This window comes from Intrasporangium chromatireducens Q5-1 (assembly GCF_000576575.1).
Classification (GTDB): Bacteria; Actinomycetota; Actinomycetes; order Actinomycetales; family Dermatophilaceae; genus Intrasporangium_A; species Intrasporangium_A chromatireducens.
Genome location: NZ_AWQS01000032.1, coordinates 1 through 16,292, shown reverse-complemented (window position 1 = coordinate 16,292; position 16,292 = coordinate 1). Strand labels below are relative to the sequence as shown.

The following is a 16,292-nucleotide window of genomic DNA, read 5'->3' as shown; positions in this document are numbered from 1 at the left end:
CGGGTTAGTCCCGTCCGGCCGCGGCGGCGGGCTGGTTCTGCAGCCAGCGCTTCCAGCCGGCGTCAATGGCCCTCTCGGTGCCGGGCCAGGTCGACGGCGCCAGCGCGGGAGGGTCCCCGGGGGCGATCATCCATCGACCGCCAATCTCCTTCGGCGCCGTGGAGTCTTCGTGCCATTGCATGCGTTCGCAGTGGCCGTAGCCGATTTTGGCGTCCGAGGCGATGACGGCGTCGACCTCGAGCAGGACACAGGCCACGGCCCAGTCCGGGCCGTCGGTGCCCTTGACCTGGGCGCCGGCCGGCGTCGCGTAGACGGTCGTGCGCGCGTCCTTCTCCGGGCCCATCCGTGCCGCGGCGAGGAAGGCCTGCACATTGGCGGTCATGGCCCACTGGTCTCCGCCGACCCCTCCTGGGAGGGCCCAGGCGGCATACACCTCGTGCGCGACGGGAATCGACATCGCTTCAAGGACGGTCGTCTCGATGGCGGCCAGTTGACCGACCGCGCCCTCGGGGATCTTGGGGAACCCGGTCGGTACCGTCACCGGCCCTGCCGTGCTGGCGGCAGGAACAGTGATCGGCTCCGCCAACCGGGTGGCGGGCGGCCCAGGTTCGGCCTCCGATGGTTGCGTGGCCAGCATGGGATCGGCGGCGATCCGGTCCCGCCGGTCCTGGCTCGACTCACCCCGCGCGGTGGGTATGCCGCCGGGCGGAGTGTTCGCGTCGGTGGCCACCGCGCCGCGTGGGGCCAGCGCAGCCTTCTGGTGCGGGGCGAGCGCGACGTACACGGCGTCGCCGAGCCCCACGAGCAGCAGCACCACCACAACGACCAGGAGGGCGAGCACGGACAGCAGGCGACGACGGCTCCACCCGGCACCGCCGTAGGGTGCCGGGAGCGGCGCGGCGGCGTCGCGGATCAGGGTCCTTAGCCGGGTGGTCATCAGACGCACCCGGATCCGGTGATGGCCGCGATCATGCCGGGCAGCACCATGTAGGCGACCGCCGCGAGGAAGACCACGACGATCGCCACCACGCCGGCCTTCGACGAGTGCGGCATGGCGAAGACGCGTCCGGCGACGACAGCGCCAATGCCGACGATGATGCCGACGACGAACAGCGCGAGGACTCCCCACAGGATGTAGCCGGTGATCTGGTCGGCGTAGCTCTGGGCGTCTCCGGGAGCCTTCGGGCAGATCCGGGCCGCGGCATCGGTTGTGAGGGTGAAAGCTGCGGTGGTCATGAGGCTGTAGATCCCTTCATGGATGCGGGCGCGGGCAGGAGGTCGAGCACGGCGCAGGCGGCTGCGAGCAGCGGCGGCGGCAACGGGGCGGTGTCCAGACCGGTGACGGCCAGGCGTCGGTCGCAGGGCAGGGCAACGATCCGGCCCTCCTGCTCGAGACGCCGGCTGCGTGGCCCCATGCCGCGGCGGACCGGTTTCGGCCAACGCGGAAGGCGGGGGCCGAGCACGGCGGCGAGGGTCGGCTCGGCGTCCCGGTGCCCGGCGAGCAGCGTGAGCGTCGACTCGAGGCGCCGCAGCCCGGGCAGCGTGGCCGAGGCGACCAGCACGAGCGGGTCGGTGCCGACAACAAGGTCGCGCAGCCACGAGACCTGACCCATGAGGATCTCGGGCGGCCATCCGAGGTCGATGACGGTGGCGTCAATGTCGCGGTCCGCGGCCGGCGGAGCCGGCACCTCGACCGGCATGGCCACTGTGTCGATGATCCGCGAGATGATGACCTGCGCGCGGGTGCCCTGACTCCAGCCGGCCTCGCGTTGCCCGAGTTCGGCCGTGCTCGCCCCGGCGAGCCCGGAGGCGGTGGCCGGGGCCGCGTCGATCAGCGCGCATGGGGCGTCGATCGCGAGGGCGAGCGCCAGCGCGGTCGTCGAGGCGCCGACCCCGCCGCCGCACCCGAGGACCGGGATGACGCGGCCACCCCTGGCCTGTAGGGGCTCGACGGTCCCCGGCTGGGCGGCATACGGCTGTTCGTCCTGGTAGGCACCGGCTTGCAGGGCGTCCCAGGCGCGTTTGAGCTCGGCGACGGTGACCTGTCGCTGGGTGCTCACGTCCATTGCCGCGCCTCTGCCCTTCCTTGGGGGCCTCCCTCGCTGGTGCTCGGTCGTGTCCTGGGGTCGGTCGGCGCTCATGCGAGCTCGCTGCTCAGGGCGCGTCGGCGGAACTCGAGGGCGGCGCGCAGCTCGGCCTCGGGCAGCATCTTGAGGGCGGCCTTCGCGGCTTGGACCTCATGGAGCTGGGAGACGCATCCGTCGAGCAGCTGGAGGGCCTCGTCCTCGCGGCCGGCAATGTCGAACAGGCGCGCGGCGTCCGCGGCTGAGCGCTGCTCGTGTTCATGGTCGGGTGCGGTCACGGTCATCACCTCAACCAGCCGAAGGCGGCGACGCCGGTCGTTGCGGTCATCTGTCATGCCGAAATTCCTCGACCTGCGCAGGCCTCGGCCAGGGCCTGCAGGCTCCGGCTGGCGCGGCGGCGAACGGTGATCGCGGTCACGCCGTACTCGTGTGCGACCGTCTCGGACACGTCGTTGGCCAGCAGCCCCGCGCGGCCCCGGCTGCGCTTCTGGTCGGCCTGGTCGGCCGCTACGGCCAGCGAGAGCAGCAGGCTGCGGTCGCCGGTGGTGATGACGTCGTTGTCGCAGGCCCAGGCCAGCAGCTCGAGCAGTTCGTCGGCCGGGGTTGGCTCCGAGTCGATCGTGGCCAGCCGCGGCCCTTTCCAGAAGGTGTCGTCCGGGTCGATCGTGACGGTGTGGTGCAGGGTGGGATCGCGCTTCTGGACCTGGGTGCCGGCGTCGCACTCGTGTAGCACGCCGGCCCGGGTGTTCCTCAGGATGTTCGCCGCGACCTTGCCCAGCCGGTCCCACGGGAAGCTGCGGATCTCGAGCCAGAGTTGGGCTGCGATGATCTCGTCGAGGCGTGGCGAGAGCGTCAACAGGCGGTGCGCCAGGGTGCATGCGCCGGGCAGCAGCGCGAACGCCAGGGTGCTCGCCGCGACCGGGTCGTCGGCCCCGTGGATCGAGGCCCGCTTGGCCAAGGCGTGCAGCACCTCGTCCGCGTCCTCGGCAGTGGCGGTCCGCAGCCACGACCTGAGCTTCCTCAGCTCGGTTACCCGGAGCCGTTCATCCTCTTCGGCCCAGTGCGGCCAGCGTCGGGTGGCGATCGTGAGGACCTCGCTGTCCTCGTTCCCGATCCCCAGCAGCTCGGCCACGGCCATCCCGGACTTGCTCTTGCCGTATCGCATATGGCAGAAGGTCGACGGGTGACGTCACCGGATTCATACCGCGACGGGGCTTGTCGAACTGGGGGTACGACGGGGTACGAGCACGTTTGCGCAGGTCAAGGCGCGTACCCCAAGCTCTGCAAAAGCGCAGGCGTCACAACGACTGCTATCTGTTGTGTGCGCCCGCCGTCGACGTGTCGGTGCACCTACCGCCGTTCGCGCTGGAGCCGCTTCCCCCGGGGAGGGCGCCGGGGCCGGGCTTCACTCGGGAGGGGCCGGGCGTTGAGGATCGCGCCTGGGCGCGGTTGTGACGGCTGGCGCACGAGCGCGAGCAGAACCGGCGCCGCTTCGCGCCGACGAGGGGGCAGAACTCGGCGCCGCAGGACTGGCACACCACGACGCGCCCGGTCCGGGTGTGGGGCCGAGGGCGCGTCGCGGCCGCGGCGAGGATGGCTGCCGCTTCTGCGGAGCGGGGACGGGCCAGGGCCTGTCGGGCGGCCGTGGCTGCAGTGGGGTCACGCACCGCCTTGAGCCGTTCGCTTCCTCCATCGGAGTACCGCTGCCTGGCGTTCTGGGCGATCTTTTCGCGCACCGCGGATGCGACCAGCCCGCGCGAGCGCTTCAGCCCGTGCGCGTCCCGGTAGGCGGCCGCGGTGACGCCGTGCGCCCGGGCGACGTGCAGCCCCAGATGCTGGTGGGCCTGGCCGCACTCGTGGCAGACCAGCCCGTCCTCGGTCTGCTCGGGGACGCCGTACCGGCCGAAGCCGTCCGGCTCACCGAGGCCGCGCTGCCCGCCGGTTGTTGGTTGGCCCGTCACCGCATCCATGCCTCCCACAGCGACCAAGGTTGTCAGCTCGCGGTCTTGCTTGATCGGAGCCACGCGTGCTGTTCGAGGATGCGTTGGGTCCGGTCGGGCAGGTCGTCGGGCGGGCCGGGTTGCTCGGCGCGGGCGCAGATGTCCTCTCGGGCGATGCGGTCGGCTTCCTCGTGGTGGCCCTCGGCCGCGGCGACCGCGGCCAGGTCGAGCCGCGGGATCTCCTCGTAGGGCCCGGCCAGGCACGCGAGTTCGGCGGCGGCGCGGGCCGTCCGGTGGTCCCCGCCCGTGAGGCTGTGGGTGGTGACCGTGTGCGCCACGTCGACGACCGCGCAGAGCAGGTGGTGGTCGATGCGGTCGCCCTCGAGGAGCCACGACCAGCCGCCGGGCCGCAGCCGGTCGAACGGGCGCCCCTCGACGAGGGTGAGGGCTCGGCGCAGGTCGGCGATGCCGGCCGGGCCGCGTGACTCACCGCGCAGCCGCAGACGCCGGAAGAGGTCGATGTCGGTCAGCAGCCCCTCCACCTGGTAGACAGCCACGCCGCGCTCCTTGGCGGCTGGCGCTTCCCGCGCGTCGGGCAGATGCTTGCGGCCGGTGCGCGGGTTCACGCCAAGCCAGTCGCGCACGATCTTGACGTCGTTGCGCACTCGAGCGGCGGTGAGGGAGAACGCTTCGGCGAGCTCGTCGGGGGTGACACCGCCCGGTCGGGTCGCCAGGTAGGCGAGCAGCTCGGTGTAGTACGGCTTGCGTTTGGTCAGGGCGATGCCGCGGGTGCGGGCGCGGACTGGCCCGAGCAGTGTCAGGCGCGGCAGGTCACACTGTTCGGAGAACCAGCTCTGCAGGTCCGTGTCGAGGTCGGGGTCGAGCCGTTCGACGCTGGCCCGGACCCCGTCCGGGACCGCCGGTGCCAGGCGCTGAAGATCGTCGCGGGTCGTCGCGGCCACCTCTATGTAGTCGTCATCGCGCAGGTCCAGGATCGAGGTGCACGAAGATCCCTCTTCCTGCATCTCGTCGAGGCTGTCTCGGTTAGCGGTGTGTTCGGCGCGGATCGAGCCGGCCTGATCGGCGAAGGATCGCCACCCGCAAGCGTCCGGGTCGACGGGGATGGGGACGTCCTCGACGTGGTCAGCCTGGGCCAGCAGTGCCGCGCAACCCTTTGCCTCGTCCGGGGTCAGACCGACGGCGACCAGGTCCAGGCCCAGGTCGGCAACCCTGACGCGGCCGGTGCTGGTGGCGTGGATCTCGACGCCGGACGCCGGGGAGGTGTGTGGGCGCAGGAGAACGAGGGACGTTCCGGTCGTGCTGGGGTTCTCCTCGATCAGGGCGACGAGCCGGGCCATGGCCTCGCTGGCCGGCACGGCGTCGACCAGCAGCACGCTGGCGTGCCAAGGTTCGGCACCGGTCTGCGCGGCGCGGGCGGTCGACACGTCGAGGGCTACCTGCCGGGCGCGGTCCTTCGTCGTGATGGCCTGCTCGAGGACCTGCCTGGCGACCGCGTCGAGGTCGCTGCTGGCGTGGATCCGCTCGGGGTTGAGGGCGACGAGGTCTTCGCCGACCCCGACGCAGTGGACCGAGACACCGAATGACCACGGGTTGCAGGCGAGCTCGGCCGTCAGGTAGCGGGCGAAGTCCTGCGCGAAGGTGGCATCGCCGGTGATGGTCAATGGGGTGAGCCGTTCGCAGTTGAGCAGCCACGTCTCGCCCGTGTCCGCGGTCCCGGCGGTCACGAGCAGTGGGTAGGGCGCCGGCTGGTCAGGCACGTCCGGTCCGACCTCGCCCGGGTCGGTGGACAGGGGCAGGTGCCAGCGATGCCCGTCCTCGGACTGGTCCCACGGCGGTGGAAGCTCGTGTCGGGAGGTCAGGTGCAGCGTCATGGTCGTGGTGCCGATCTCCACTGCTGCCAGGTCCGGCATGGCTGCCTGCGTGCTGGCCCGTGCGGCGGCGAGGCGCCGCAGGACCTGATCGAGCCACTCCACCGCGACCGAGGCCGGCTGGCCGGTGCTGGCGATGGTCTTCTCGACCGGCGCGAGCTGCTGGCTGGGGACCGCGACGGTGCGGCCGGGGCGGCGGGCCCGGAACTGGGCGCGTCGACGTGACCGAAGGGCGAGGAACAGGGAGCCGGCCAGCAGTCCGCCGCCACCCGCGAGGCCGGTCAACAGCCAGGCCGGAGTGATGCTGCCGTGGCCGGCCGTATCGGAGCCGGGAGCCGTGGCAGCGTGCTCGCCAGGTGGCGGCGGTTGCGTCGTCTCGGGTTGCCTCGCCGGGGCGGGCCGCGGCGTCGGTTTCGTCGCCGGCGACGTCGATTCGGTGGGCGTGGCCAGCTCGGCAGGAGCTCCCGCCTTGGGGCTCGGCCGTGGTGAGGCGTGCCCGGGCCTCGTCGCTCGCTGGGCCGCCGGCGCAGGCGCGTCAGCTCGGTCAGTGCGGGCCGCGGCGTCGGGAATCGTGAGGGTCCAACCGATGTCAATAACATCGGGGTCCGTCAGGCGGGCGCCGCCGGGCTGCCGGATCCCTTGGGAGGCCGCGACGATCTCGGGGTAGCGGGTGGCATCGCCGAGTTGCTCGTCGGCGATGCCCCAGAGCGTGTCGCCGTCGTGCACCACGTAGCGGCTGCCCGTCGTCGTGCTGGCCGCGAGAGAGGCTGTGGTGGCCGTCGATGGCAGCCGCAGGCTCGTGCCCGGGAGCAGGAAGTCGGGTTGGTTCCCGAGCACATCCCGGTTCAACGCGACGATCTCGGGATACCGGCGTCCGGCACCGAGGGTCTCGGCGGCGATCGACCACAACGAATCGCCTTGCCTGACAACGTGAGACGGGGACGGGGCCGGGGGCGCCGCTTCGGACAGTAGCGCTGGTGCAGTCGTTGCAGCCTCCTTCGTGGTGGTCATGGTGGTGGTCATTGCGGCGACGGGGAAGACGGATGCCGTGGATGTGGTGGTGGCCGCCGCTGTTGCGGGTGTCGGAAGCGGTGCAGTGGCGAACAACAGGGCGGCGGACGAGAGGAGGACGCGGGCGGTGCCTTGCGGCCAAGCGAATCCCGGAAGAACCCGAGCAGGTCGGCCACGCAGGGCGGCGACCAGCTCGGCGACGAGGGATGCGGTCAGGATCAGCCAGCAGAGCCAGCCCAGCACGACGAGGGCGGTCACGGCGAGCGTGCCATCGTCGGGTCGGGTCAGCGCGCCGACGACGGCCTGAAGGGAGGGCGGCTGGTCGGGTATGCCGCCCACCGCGAGCAGGAGCGCGGGCAGTCCGGCGACGATCGCGAGGATCGCCAGCACGGCCGCCAGTCCGGTCAGCCGGGCGCGGTTCCGTCGGTGTCCGGGTGTGGTCATCGTTCGGCGCCTCCTGTGGTGCGGGCGATGCGGGACTCGGCGGCACCGGTGACGGTGAGCTGGTTGATGCCGATCAGGCCGAGGAATCTGGTCTGGTAGGTCGTGCTGGTGGTCACGATGACGGTGTCGCCACCGCGCAGGCGGGCGCTGCCGGTCACGTCGGCGGCGGCGAGGTAGGCGCGGGCGGCCGCGATGGCCCGGACGGGGTCGGCGCGGGCGGCGATCCCGCGGACGGCGAGCGGAGCCTGCAGCTGCTGTCCCCCGGCGCGGGCGGCCTGGGCGGCGACGTCACGGGCGTACTGCTGGGCGTGGACCTGACCGCCGAGGTCGACGGCGAGACCGACCAGGATGACCATGACGACCCCGGAGGTGGCGACCCAGATGCTGACCGATCCCCGCTCCCCCGCGCCCCGTGTCAGTCGCAGGCGGCGTAGGACTGATCGAACGCACCGCGGGCGGATCCTGGGCAGGGTAGGGCGCATGGGTCACCGCTCCCGATAGGTGTCGATGGGCGAGCTCATGGTGGCGGTGACCTGTTTCGTGCCGGGCACCCCGGGGACGGCCAGGTCAGCGAGGTCGACCAGGCAGGTGACTTGGGCCGTCACTGTCGCCGGGGTGCCGACCGGGGCCGCGAAGCCGCTCGTGTCGAGGGTGACCCGGTGGGACTGGCAGTGCACGTCCTGCTCGCTCAGGCTGCTGGTGGCGGCGTCCTGACCGGCCGAGATGGCCGATGGCTGGCTGCGGGCGATCGACGCCGATCGTGCGGCGCTCGCGGCGGCCGACTCGACGGCCTGCTGCGCGATCGCCATTCGGCCGGCAAAGATGATGAGCCCCACGAACAGGAGGAACGCGGGGACTCCGATCACGGCCTCGATCACGGCCGAGCCGCGGTCGCCGGCGTTGACGCCCCTTCGTGACGTCATGTGAGTCGCTCCACTGCAGCGCTGGCCGACTGCTCGACCACCGGTGACCAGCCAGGGATGACGCTCATGGAGTGGCCTCGCACCGTCACCGTTGCGGTGGTGGCTGTGCGGTTTCCGGTCACGGTGACCGCGGACAGGACGTCGTCCCCGCCCGCGCCATGGACGAATGCTCGTGCCGCGGCGATCCCCGCGCTGGTGGTGCCGGTCTCGGCGCCGGCCGCCCGAGCGGCTTCCTGGGCGGCGGCGATCGCGACCGTACGCGCCTGGTAGTACAGGGCGGCCTGCATGCCGAGGAACATCACCAGAAACAGGACGGGGAGCAGCAGGGCCATCTGGATCGAGGTCGAACCACGCTCGGTCTCCCGCGCGCCGCGGCGGGCGTCACGAGGTGAGCTGTGGTTTCGGGATGGCATGGCTGGCGCCCCGTCAGCGGATCTTGCCGGCCTGCGTGGTGACGTAGGCCTTCACGGCCGCGACGACGATCCCGACGATCGCGATGACGGCCACGGCCCAGATGACCTGCTCGATGGTGACCGAGCCGCGATCGGCGACGAGCGACAGGCGACCGGGCCGGGCTGTTGGCGACGTGTGACGTTGCCGTTCGATGCGCTCGTTCAGCCGGTCGGTCAGCCGCGCCCCCAGGGTGTGCAGGGTGGCAGCCAGATGGGCAATGGTCAGGTGGTGCATGGTCGGGTGGTGCATGGTTGGGTCCTTCCGATGGGACGGCCGGTGCGGGGCCGGCCCGAGGCTGTTCGGTGGGGGTAGCACGGCTGCCGCCCGGCGAGGGAGAAGTCGCGATGCCAGGGGTTCAGGGGCCATCACCTCCGAGGACGCGCAGCAGGGATGGCGCGACGAGGATGGCGAGGAAGATGACGCCGAGCAGGCTCATCGGGATCGACATGCGTTCGCCGACCTCGTTGGCCTTGGCCAGTTCGGTGTTCAGCATGGCGGCGCGCAGGCTGGCCGAGCGGGCCCGCAGGTTGCCGTAGATCTGGGCGCCCTGCTCCCCGGACAGGCGCATGATGTCGGCCAGGTCGTCCAGCTCGGGAAGGCCGAGCTCATCGGCGAGGGCGTGCAGGGCGTCCCACGGTGCCTGTCCGGACCAGCGGGACCGGGCGAGCTCTTCCTCGAGGCGGCGGAACACCCAGCTGTCCCCGACGGCGGCGGCAACCTCCATGGCTTGGCGGGACCCGCTGCCGCTGTTGCGTTCGAGGGCGACCAGGTCGATGTACGCGCCGAGCGCTCGGGTGAACTCGGCCTTCGCCTTCTTCGCGTCATCGCGCACGTTGTAGTCGGGCAGGAAGAACATCACCGCCGCGAGTGCCAGCGTGCCCAATCCCGGGATGACAACCGGCACGCCGAGCCCGATGAGCGCGAAGAACGCCGCGAGGACCGGTGGGATGGCGAGCCCGAGCATCGCGTAGAGGATCTTCTCCCCGTAGAACGTCGCGAGCGGCATCCGCAGAATCGCGAGTTCCCGGACCGGGGTGCGCGACCAGACGCGGGGTGGCAGGGTCTTCATGGCCCACACCCCGAGCCGGCCTCGGGTGTCCGTGGCGGCGCCGGTGAGCTCGGTGGCGACCCGGGGGTGCCGCGGGGAGAGCCGAGCCAGGGTGTCGGCGAGGTCGGGTTGGGCCGGGACGAGGCGCCACAGCAGCAGCGCCAGCCCGAGCCCGATCAGGGCGCCGGCGCCGAGGGCGAGCTGCAGGCCGGTCATCGCCGGCTCACGGCAGGTGTCGGGGCGGCGGTGGATGAGGCGAGGAAGCGCGGCATCGGGCGGCCGGTCGCCATGCGGCGCATCCAGACCAGCGTCGCGACATACGCGGTGAGCAGGACCGCGAGCAGGACCTGCCCGAGCGGGGAGCCGTACGGCCGGATGTAGTTGCCGGTCAGGGCCAGGACGGCCAGGACGCCGACGGTGATGATGGTGACCCAGCGGGCGGTGGCGCGCGGCTTGGCGCGGTCGGCCTCGATCTGGCGGCGGGCGCGCACGTCGGCGGCGACGGACTCGGCCAGGGCCTCGAGGATGCTGGCCAGCCCGGCGCCGCGGCGGCGTGCGCCGAGGATGAGGTTGGCCGCGACCAGGTCACCGGTGGCGTCGTCGAGCTCGTCGGCGAAGGCGCGCAACGCGGGCTCGGTGCCCCATCGGGCCCGCAGCCGGGCGACCAGTCGGGACACCTCGGGCCGGATCGCGGTTGGGGTGGAGCGCATGGTGGCGATCAGGGCCTGCTCGAGTCCGACCCCGACGGTCAGGACACCGGCCAGCGACCGGGTCCATTCCTCCATCGCCTCGAGCCGGTCGATCCGTGCCGTTGCCGGCGGGGCGGACAGCAGGATCGGCAGGCCGGCGAGAGCCGCGGGCGCGAGCACCAGCGCGACGAGCCACCCGGTGCTGAGCGCGAGGGCCGCGCCGGCCAGGGCGCCGACGGCGAGCAGGGCCCGGGTGTGTGGCGTGACACGGGCAAGGCGCCGGATCGACGGGGTGGGCGTGGGCCGTGCGACCGCGGGCCGTTCGGGCCGTCGCCGCAGACCGACGATGACGCCGAGGATGCCGGCGACCACGAAGGCACCGCTCAGGGCGGGGACGGCGGGTGTCATGAGGCGGCCTCGCGTGCGGCGGCGTGGAAGCCGGTCAGGTCGAACCCATACCGCTGCAGGTCCCGGTAGTCGTCCGGCAGGACCGCTGGCTGGGCCGGTCCGGTCGGGCTCGGCGCGAACACGTGGGTGGTGGCGTAGCCCTTCTCCCGCTCGCCGGGGGTGACCGCGATGATCTCGCTGACCCACCGGTCGCGGCGGGCCGACCCGTCCGGTAGCGGTGTCGTCTCGAGATGCAGCTGAACGACCAGGTCGATGTTCTCGGCGACCGCGCGGGTCGCGTAGTCCTGGGTGACGTGCGCGCCGGCCTCCATCGCGCAGGTGACCAGCTTGCGCAGGGCCGCCTCCGCGCTCGCGGCGTGCGTCGTCGAGATGGAGCCGGCGCCGGACTCCATCGCCTTGATCATCGCGAGCACCTCGCGGCCGCGGACCTCGCCGACGATCTGGCGGGACAGGTTGAACCGGAAGCTGTCATAAAGCGCCTCGTCCAGGCTGAACTCGCCGGCCGGTCGCCCGTCCGGGCCGCGCTCCCCCGACCCGGGGCGGGCCTCCCAGGCGTGCACGATCGGGTGTCTCTCGGGCAGCTCGTGCAGGTGCAGCTCGTACTCGGTCTCGAAGGTGCCGATCGCCTCGTGCGGTGGGATCTGCGCGCACAGGGCCCGCACCATCGTCGTCTTCCCGGCGCCCTGCGGCCCGGCCACGACCAAGCTCCGCCGGGCCTTGATCGCCGCCGCGAGGAACGATGCGGCGAGCGGGGTGACCATCCCCAGGCCGACCAGGTCCTCGAGGGTGACCCGGCGCAGCCGATGCCGGCGGATGACGACGGACGGGCGCGGGGTCACCCACGCGGCAGCCGCCAGCCGCGCGCCGCCGTCGAGGCGCAGGTGCAGCCGGGGCTGGGCCTCACTGAACGGTCTCGCGTTGACCTCGGACCGGCTGGCCAGGAAGACGAGGAAGTCGATCAGCTCCTCGTCGCTGTCCGCGACCGGCGGGCCGGGCACGAGCGTGCCGTCGGTCAGCTCAAGCCGGACCGTCTCGTGCCCGGTGATGATGATGTTCTCGATCCGGTCGTCATCGACCAGCGGCTGCAGCCGGCCCAAGCCGAACAACGCGTCGAAGATGGCCGTCGCCAACGCCTGCTGGACTCGCGGGGTCCAGGCGTCCCGACCGGCGGAGACCTGCACAGCGGCCGCGGCCTCGAGCAGCTCGAGAATGATCGACCGGCCCAGCTCGCGCTGCCCCTGCCGGTCCAGCCGGCTCCGGTCGCCGCCAAGGGCGGCGCTGAGCTGTTCCGAGGCCTGCGACCGGAAGGCTGCGACCAGCGCCCAGTCGATTCCAGACGATCCCATCTCGCTTGGCTGCAGTGCGTGCTGTCGTGAATACGCTTTGGTTGCAGAAGAATCCGCACGAGCGGTGTCTTGCGGCGGTGCGGCCGGGCCTAGCCGGAACTGGGAACGAACCCGGCCCTGCCCCACTTGGGAGGCGTGAGGTGTGGCAAACAGTGGCAGGGTGGCCGGGTCGGTGGCGCCGGCCCGGTCGGGAGCGGGGATGCCGTTCAGCTGGGTCACGACGGGACCTCCATCGCGAGGGGCGATGGTGTCACCGAGGCACACCCGGCTGTCAAGCGTGCTTGGATGGCCGACCGGGCCGCGTGCAGACTCCTGACCAGCACACCGTGCTCGAACCGGCGCGGCGGTGTCGCCCCGTGCGAGAACACCTGCGCGGCTGCCGGGTCCCACGCGATGCTCGCCACGATCGGAAGGCCCATGACCTTCGCGACGTCGGCGGCCGCATACGGACGCTTCTCGCCCACGAGAAGCAGTCCCAGGCTGCCGCACGTTCCCATCGCCCGGAACTCCTCGGCCTGCGCCTCCGCCCAGGACCGCGCGGCGGCCAGCGAGACCAGGTCCGTGCGTATCGCCAGGAGGGCGAGGTCGGCGGCCTTGATCAGCGCGTCGGGTGACCCGGTCAGGCCGAGGCGGCCGGCGTCGACGATGACGTCCTGTCCGGTGTGGTGCAGCCCGCGGAAGGCCTGAGCGAGTGGCTCCCACGCCGCGGCGAGGCTGCGGGCCTGCACGTGGCCGCGGACCCCGGGCAGGAGCGACGCGTCATGCCCCGGGATGGGTAGGAGCGTCCCGGGGAGGGCTTCCTCGAGCCGTCCCTCTCGGTGGGCGAGCGCGAGGTCGATCAGGCCGTGTGAGGGCGTGATGGTGCCGCGGAAGTAGCCGGCGAGCACGGGGGAACCGCCGGTGGGGTCGGCCTCGACGAGCAGAACCGGGCGCGGCCAGGACAGAGCCAGCCCCACGGCGGTGGTCGTGGTGCCGGGTGAACCGGCCGCGGAGGTCAGGACGATGAGCGCCATGCGTCATCGCTCCCTCGAGTCGAGGACGAGGGCGACCTTGCCCGTCGCGGCCCGGGCAGCGAGCTCGGCGGCAGCGGCATACGGCACCTGCACACTGACGACGCTCTGCCCGCTCTCCGGGTTGGGATGCACGCCGACCACGGTCGCCGGGATGAAGCGCTGCTCGCCTGCGCTCACCTCGCCCTGCTCCCCAGGGGTGGCCACGACCCGCACGTCGTCGCCGGCGCGCAGCGGCTCGCCCGGGAGCAGGGCTGGCGGTAGGGAGATCCCGACGACCGACTGACCCTTCGCCGGCACCACCGCTGTCGTGACAGCGTCGTCGGTGACGAGCCCGCCCGCGGGCAGATCCAGGGCGGCATGCTGCCCCGCCAGGGCATCGATCCGGGAACCGTCCACAGGATTCAGGGCAGGGTCGAGGGTGACGCGCACCAGCATTAGGTCGGCGCGGTCGATGATCCCCCCGCGTTGGATCGTCGCGCGAACGGCGACGACCTCGTGAGTGGTGGGGGAGGCTGTGTATGCCCACACTGCGAGCAGCGCACCAGCGATCACGGCCGCGACAGATACGAGCACGAGCAGCGGGCGTCGCCGTAGTTTCGGTGGGGGCGCGATCGGTCGAGCGTCCAGGTCAGCCCTCTGGCGTGACGGAGCCGTGGCCGTCGCGGTGATGTTGCTGCCATTGAGCGGTGACATGGTTCCCCCATCGGTCAAGCGTTACTGCGTGAGCACCTGGGCCTCGCCCATCGTGATGTTGGTGGTTCGCGTGAAGTTGAGCGGGATGGTGCCGGTCAGGCCCATCCCTGACCACGCCACGTTCCAATACGAGGTGGCCCGAACGGTGAACGTCCCGCGACGCGCGTAGATGTGCCCGCAGTCCGGGCTCGACTGGCGGCCAAAGGAGTCCGCGTATGGTGTGCCAGCCCCGTGGCAGGTCACCGTCGCGCCGTCGCCCATCTGCCAGACGACCCGGTCGGCCTTCGCCGTGGCGGTCACCGAGAAGCCGCCGGCCGAAGCAGTCCGGGTGATCGGTCCCAGCGTGCTCGGACCCGGATTCTGCACCCACATCCACGTCGGCATCCCGATGACCCCGACGCGGCCGACCCGCGGCTCGGGAACGATGCCGATCGAGACAGCGTGCAGGCGCATCTGCGCGATCGCCTGCTGTGCCAGTACCCGAGGATCCGGCGGAGCCGCGGGTCCGGCGGGGGGCGTGGCCGACCACCGATAGGTCAGCGCCATACCTCCTGCGCTGGCCACGAGCGGGTCGTAACACTCGTAGATGGTCCCCTCCCAGTGCCCGGCCCAACGAGGGTCGGCCTTGGGCGGCTGCCGCTTCAAAGTTTTCACGTAGCAGCCCCACCCGTTGCTCCACCAGGCGTCACCGTCCCGACACGGCACCGCGTCATCGTTCGCATTGCGACAGGCCTTGAGATCGGCGGTGGTAGCTTGACCGCCACCATTGCCAGGTGGTTCTGCCGGCACGACCCGCTTGCCAGGGCTCGTCACGACGATCGTGCAGATCCCACTCTGAGGATCAAGCACCGATGGCGGCGGACACGTCACGGGATCGGCTGCAGATGCGGATGAGCTGGTGATCAGCCCCAGCGCGACGGCCAATGCGCTGAGCACTGCCGAACGCGTCAGCACGTCTCCACCGCCGTGTCCTGCACGACGTAGTACTTGCCGTTGGTCCCCCGCTCGACCACGGAGGTGTAGCGCACCCGTGGCGCCCGGTTCACCGCCACCACAGACTTGCCATCCTCGTCGACAAGACTGGTCTTGCTCACATCGATGCAGGTATCAACGGTGACCTTGCCGCCGCTTCGAGATGCCTCAGACGAGACGATCGAAGTCCTGCCGACCTGCCGGTGCGCTTGCCGTCGTCGCTGCGTCAGCAACTCTCGCCATGTCTCGAGGGTCTGCCCGCGAGCGACGCTGGTGAGTTCATCCAAGCTGCGTTTGGGGTCAGCGCCGAGGGCATCGACACGGCTCCAGAACGCCCTGACAACGGCCTGCGCGCCAGCCAACTGAGGATCGGTCTCCGTCGGCGAGGATGACGACGTCATGGTGGCCGTTGGTGCCACGGATGTGGACGTCCTCGTTGAAGTCGCGGCCTGATCGTTGCACGCTGCCGCACTCAGGACAGCAATCAGAGCAAGCCCGACCAGCCCTCCGCGCACACTCGTGGTCATCGGCGTCTCCTCCACGTCTCATATCGCCGAAGGCGGGGACCTTGGCCCAGCGATCACGTGTGCTCCAGATAATTGCTTGGAGCGCTTTCGCCGAGGTGCCTGCGGCGCCATCTATGGTTCGGCCGCCCTCCTCAGGTCTCGACACGCCAGCCCTTAGAAGTGGTGAGGGCCAGCACCTTCACCATCTGCAGACCCATGCCACCACATAACGGCGTGATCCGCTCGCTAAATAAGCCTGGCCACAACGAGCGCAACACTGGGGCGCCATCCACGACTAGACGTGCACGAGGAAGTCGGTGCGGCCGGAGACGTGCAAGGCCGAGATGACGCCCGACACCTGGCCGATCTGGGCCCGGACGGCATCCATGGCATCACGGGCGTGCCCGGTGAACTGGAGGGCGATAATCGCGACACTGGTGCCCACCTGCCGGGGCCTTCAGCACCACCGGGGCCGGCCTCGAAACAAGTACTACAAGCGGTACGCCAGGAACGACCACGGGCCACCGGCCAGGCGAGGACCGATGCATCTAACAGATCGCACTGCCTCGCAGTCGCGCGTGGGGCCCCGCCTGCACCACTTATGCTGAATGTCGCGGCAGCAGGCAGCTGCCCGGGCAGGCGCCCTCGTTGCGGACCTCAGAGCCCTCTACGTCGGATCCTCGGCGAGCTCGTCCTCGGTCCGCTGGCGACGGGCCGCGGCCCGGGCCTCGTGCCGGGCCATGAGCTTGGCGGTCATCTCGTCACGCATGCCGCGGAGCAGGACGTAGGAGGTGATCGACGAGGCGAGGGCCGCCAGGACGACCAGGACGATGGTGTTGTCGCGCAGGCCGACGAGCCAGAAGAGCAGGGTGA

20 protein-coding genes are annotated in these 16,292 nt (G+C 71.4%); all 20 read right to left on the bottom strand.

Annotated features, from left to right (window positions below; translation table 11 throughout):
• Positions 1 to 4 precede the first annotated feature (4 nt).
• Positions 5 to 937, bottom strand: coding sequence for a hypothetical protein (locus N864_RS06255; protein ID WP_051518259.1), 933 nt, complete (start codon positions 935 to 937; stop codon positions 5 to 7).
• The gene (locus tag N864_RS06250) at positions 937 to 1,236 is read right to left on the bottom strand and encodes a hypothetical protein (protein ID WP_034714680.1); all 300 of its coding nucleotides are present in this window, start codon (positions 1,234 to 1,236) and stop codon (positions 937 to 939) included. Before N864_RS06250 ends, N864_RS06255 begins: the two co-directional genes overlap by 1 nt.
• Positions 1,233 to 2,066: a hypothetical protein gene (locus N864_RS06245; protein ID WP_034714678.1), complete on the bottom strand. Its 834-nt coding sequence runs from the start codon at positions 2,064 to 2,066 to the stop codon at positions 1,233 to 1,235. The genes N864_RS06250 and N864_RS06245 overlap by 4 nt, the downstream gene beginning before the upstream one ends.
• A gap of 71 nt (positions 2,067 to 2,137) precedes the next feature.
• Positions 2,138 to 2,362 carry a hypothetical protein gene (locus N864_RS06240; protein ID WP_155892841.1) on the bottom strand — a complete coding sequence of 75 codons (225 nt, stop codon included), beginning with the start codon at positions 2,360 to 2,362 and terminating at the stop codon, positions 2,138 to 2,140.
• 53 nt (positions 2,363 to 2,415) lie between these two features.
• Positions 2,416 to 3,249: a hypothetical protein gene (locus N864_RS06235; protein ID WP_034714674.1), complete on the bottom strand. Its 834-nt coding sequence runs from the start codon at positions 3,247 to 3,249 to the stop codon at positions 2,416 to 2,418.
• 145 nt (positions 3,250 to 3,394) lie between these two features.
• Positions 3,395 to 4,054 (bottom strand): MucR family transcriptional regulator, encoded by a 660-nt coding sequence (locus N864_RS06230; RefSeq protein WP_034714672.1) that lies wholly within the window; start codon positions 4,052 to 4,054, stop codon positions 3,395 to 3,397.
• Between the two features lie 23 nt (positions 4,055 to 4,077).
• Positions 4,078 to 7,368 carry a LysM peptidoglycan-binding domain-containing protein gene (locus N864_RS06225; RefSeq protein WP_034714670.1) on the bottom strand — a complete coding sequence of 1,097 codons (3,291 nt, stop codon included), beginning with the start codon at positions 7,366 to 7,368 and terminating at the stop codon, positions 4,078 to 4,080.
• Complete coding sequence (locus N864_RS06220; RefSeq protein ID WP_081793436.1) at positions 7,365 to 7,850, bottom strand: pilus assembly protein TadG-related protein; 486 nt, start codon at positions 7,848 to 7,850, stop codon at positions 7,365 to 7,367. Before N864_RS06220 ends, N864_RS06225 begins: the two co-directional genes overlap by 4 nt.
• 3 nt (positions 7,851 to 7,853) lie before the next feature.
• A complete protein-coding gene (locus N864_RS06215) occupies positions 7,854 to 8,291 on the bottom strand; it encodes a TadE family protein (RefSeq protein ID WP_034714669.1) in 438 nt (145 codons plus the stop codon).
• Positions 8,288 to 8,704 carry a TadE family protein gene (locus N864_RS06210; RefSeq protein WP_081793434.1) on the bottom strand — a complete coding sequence of 139 codons (417 nt, stop codon included), beginning with the start codon at positions 8,702 to 8,704 and terminating at the stop codon, positions 8,288 to 8,290. The genes N864_RS06215 and N864_RS06210 overlap by 4 nt, the downstream gene beginning before the upstream one ends.
• A 13-nt stretch (positions 8,705 to 8,717) precedes the next feature.
• Complete coding sequence (locus tag N864_RS06205) at positions 8,718 to 8,993, bottom strand: hypothetical protein (RefSeq protein ID WP_034714667.1); 276 nt, start codon at positions 8,991 to 8,993, stop codon at positions 8,718 to 8,720.
• Positions 8,994 to 9,099: 106 nt separating this feature from the next.
• On the bottom strand, positions 9,100 to 10,008 hold the full coding sequence (locus N864_RS06200; protein WP_034714666.1) for a type II secretion system F family protein: 909 nt from the start codon (positions 10,006 to 10,008) through the stop codon (positions 9,100 to 9,102).
• Entirely contained in the window at positions 10,005 to 10,889 is an 885-nt protein-coding gene (locus N864_RS06195; protein ID WP_034714665.1) for a type II secretion system F family protein, read from the bottom strand. Before N864_RS06195 ends, N864_RS06200 begins: the two co-directional genes overlap by 4 nt.
• On the bottom strand, positions 10,886 to 12,235 hold the full coding sequence (locus tag N864_RS06190) for a TadA family conjugal transfer-associated ATPase (RefSeq protein ID WP_051518258.1): 1,350 nt from the start codon (positions 12,233 to 12,235) through the stop codon (positions 10,886 to 10,888). Before N864_RS06190 ends, N864_RS06195 begins: the two co-directional genes overlap by 4 nt.
• 215 nt (positions 12,236 to 12,450) lie before the next feature.
• Positions 12,451 to 13,248, bottom strand: a complete 798-nt coding sequence (locus N864_RS06185) for a P-loop NTPase family protein (protein WP_034714662.1) — start codon at positions 13,246 to 13,248, stop codon at positions 12,451 to 12,453.
• A gap of 3 nt (positions 13,249 to 13,251) precedes the next feature.
• Positions 13,252 to 13,941 (bottom strand): SAF domain-containing protein, encoded by a 690-nt coding sequence (locus N864_RS06180; protein WP_240474230.1) that lies wholly within the window; start codon positions 13,939 to 13,941, stop codon positions 13,252 to 13,254.
• Between the two features lie 21 nt (positions 13,942 to 13,962).
• A complete protein-coding gene (locus N864_RS06175) occupies positions 13,963 to 14,646 on the bottom strand; it encodes an ATP/GTP-binding protein (protein ID WP_155892840.1) in 684 nt (227 codons plus the stop codon).
• 242 nt (positions 14,647 to 14,888) lie between these two features.
• Positions 14,889 to 15,440: a hypothetical protein gene (locus N864_RS06170; protein ID WP_155892839.1), complete on the bottom strand. Its 552-nt coding sequence runs from the start codon at positions 15,438 to 15,440 to the stop codon at positions 14,889 to 14,891.
• A gap of 274 nt (positions 15,441 to 15,714) precedes the next feature.
• Positions 15,715 to 15,864 carry a hypothetical protein gene (locus tag N864_RS24570; protein ID WP_155892838.1) on the bottom strand — a complete coding sequence of 50 codons (150 nt, stop codon included), beginning with the start codon at positions 15,862 to 15,864 and terminating at the stop codon, positions 15,715 to 15,717.
• A 222-nt stretch (positions 15,865 to 16,086) separates the two neighbouring features.
• A partial coding sequence (locus N864_RS06165; protein ID WP_034714658.1) for a DUF4229 domain-containing protein occupies positions 16,087 to 16,292 on the bottom strand: 206 nt, incomplete at its 5' end.

Coding starts and splice junctions, on each gene's coding strand:
- N864_RS06245 (WP_034714678.1), bottom strand. CDS start 2,066: ATGGACGTGAGCACCCAGCGACAGGTCACCGTCGCCGAGCTCAAACGC.
- N864_RS06220 (WP_081793436.1), bottom strand. CDS start 7,850: ATGCGCCCTACCCTGCCCAGGATCCGCCCGCGGTGCGTTCGATCAGTC.
- N864_RS06235 (WP_034714674.1), bottom strand. CDS start 3,249: ATGCGATACGGCAAGAGCAAGTCCGGGATGGCCGTGGCCGAGCTGCTG.
- N864_RS06210 (WP_081793434.1), bottom strand. CDS start 8,704: ATGCCATCCCGAAACCACAGCTCACCTCGTGACGCCCGCCGCGGCGCG.
- N864_RS06200 (WP_034714666.1), bottom strand. CDS start 10,008: ATGACCGGCCTGCAGCTCGCCCTCGGCGCCGGCGCCCTGATCGGGCTC.
- N864_RS06190 (WP_051518258.1), bottom strand. CDS start 12,235: ATGGGATCGTCTGGAATCGACTGGGCGCTGGTCGCAGCCTTCCGGTCG.
- N864_RS06205 (WP_034714667.1), bottom strand. CDS start 8,993: ATGCACCACCCGACCATGCACCACCTGACCATTGCCCATCTGGCTGCC.
- N864_RS06185 (WP_034714662.1), bottom strand. CDS start 13,248: ATGGCGCTCATCGTCCTGACCTCCGCGGCCGGTTCACCCGGCACCACG.
- N864_RS06215 (WP_034714669.1), bottom strand. CDS start 8,291: ATGACGTCACGAAGGGGCGTCAACGCCGGCGACCGCGGCTCGGCCGTG.
- N864_RS06230 (WP_034714672.1), bottom strand. CDS start 4,054: ATGGATGCGGTGACGGGCCAACCAACAACCGGCGGGCAGCGCGGCCTC.
- N864_RS06250 (WP_034714680.1), bottom strand. CDS start 1,236: ATGACCACCGCAGCTTTCACCCTCACAACCGATGCCGCGGCCCGGATC.
- N864_RS06180 (WP_240474230.1), bottom strand. CDS start 13,941: ATGTCACCGCTCAATGGCAGCAACATCACCGCGACGGCCACGGCTCCG.
- N864_RS06195 (WP_034714665.1), bottom strand. CDS start 10,889: ATGACACCCGCCGTCCCCGCCCTGAGCGGTGCCTTCGTGGTCGCCGGC.
- N864_RS06255 (WP_051518259.1), bottom strand. CDS start 937: ATGACCACCCGGCTAAGGACCCTGATCCGCGACGCCGCCGCGCCGCTC.
- N864_RS06170 (WP_155892839.1), bottom strand. CDS start 15,440: ATGACCACGAGTGTGCGCGGAGGGCTGGTCGGGCTTGCTCTGATTGCT.
- N864_RS06225 (WP_034714670.1), bottom strand. CDS start 7,368: ATGACCACACCCGGACACCGACGGAACCGCGCCCGGCTGACCGGACTG.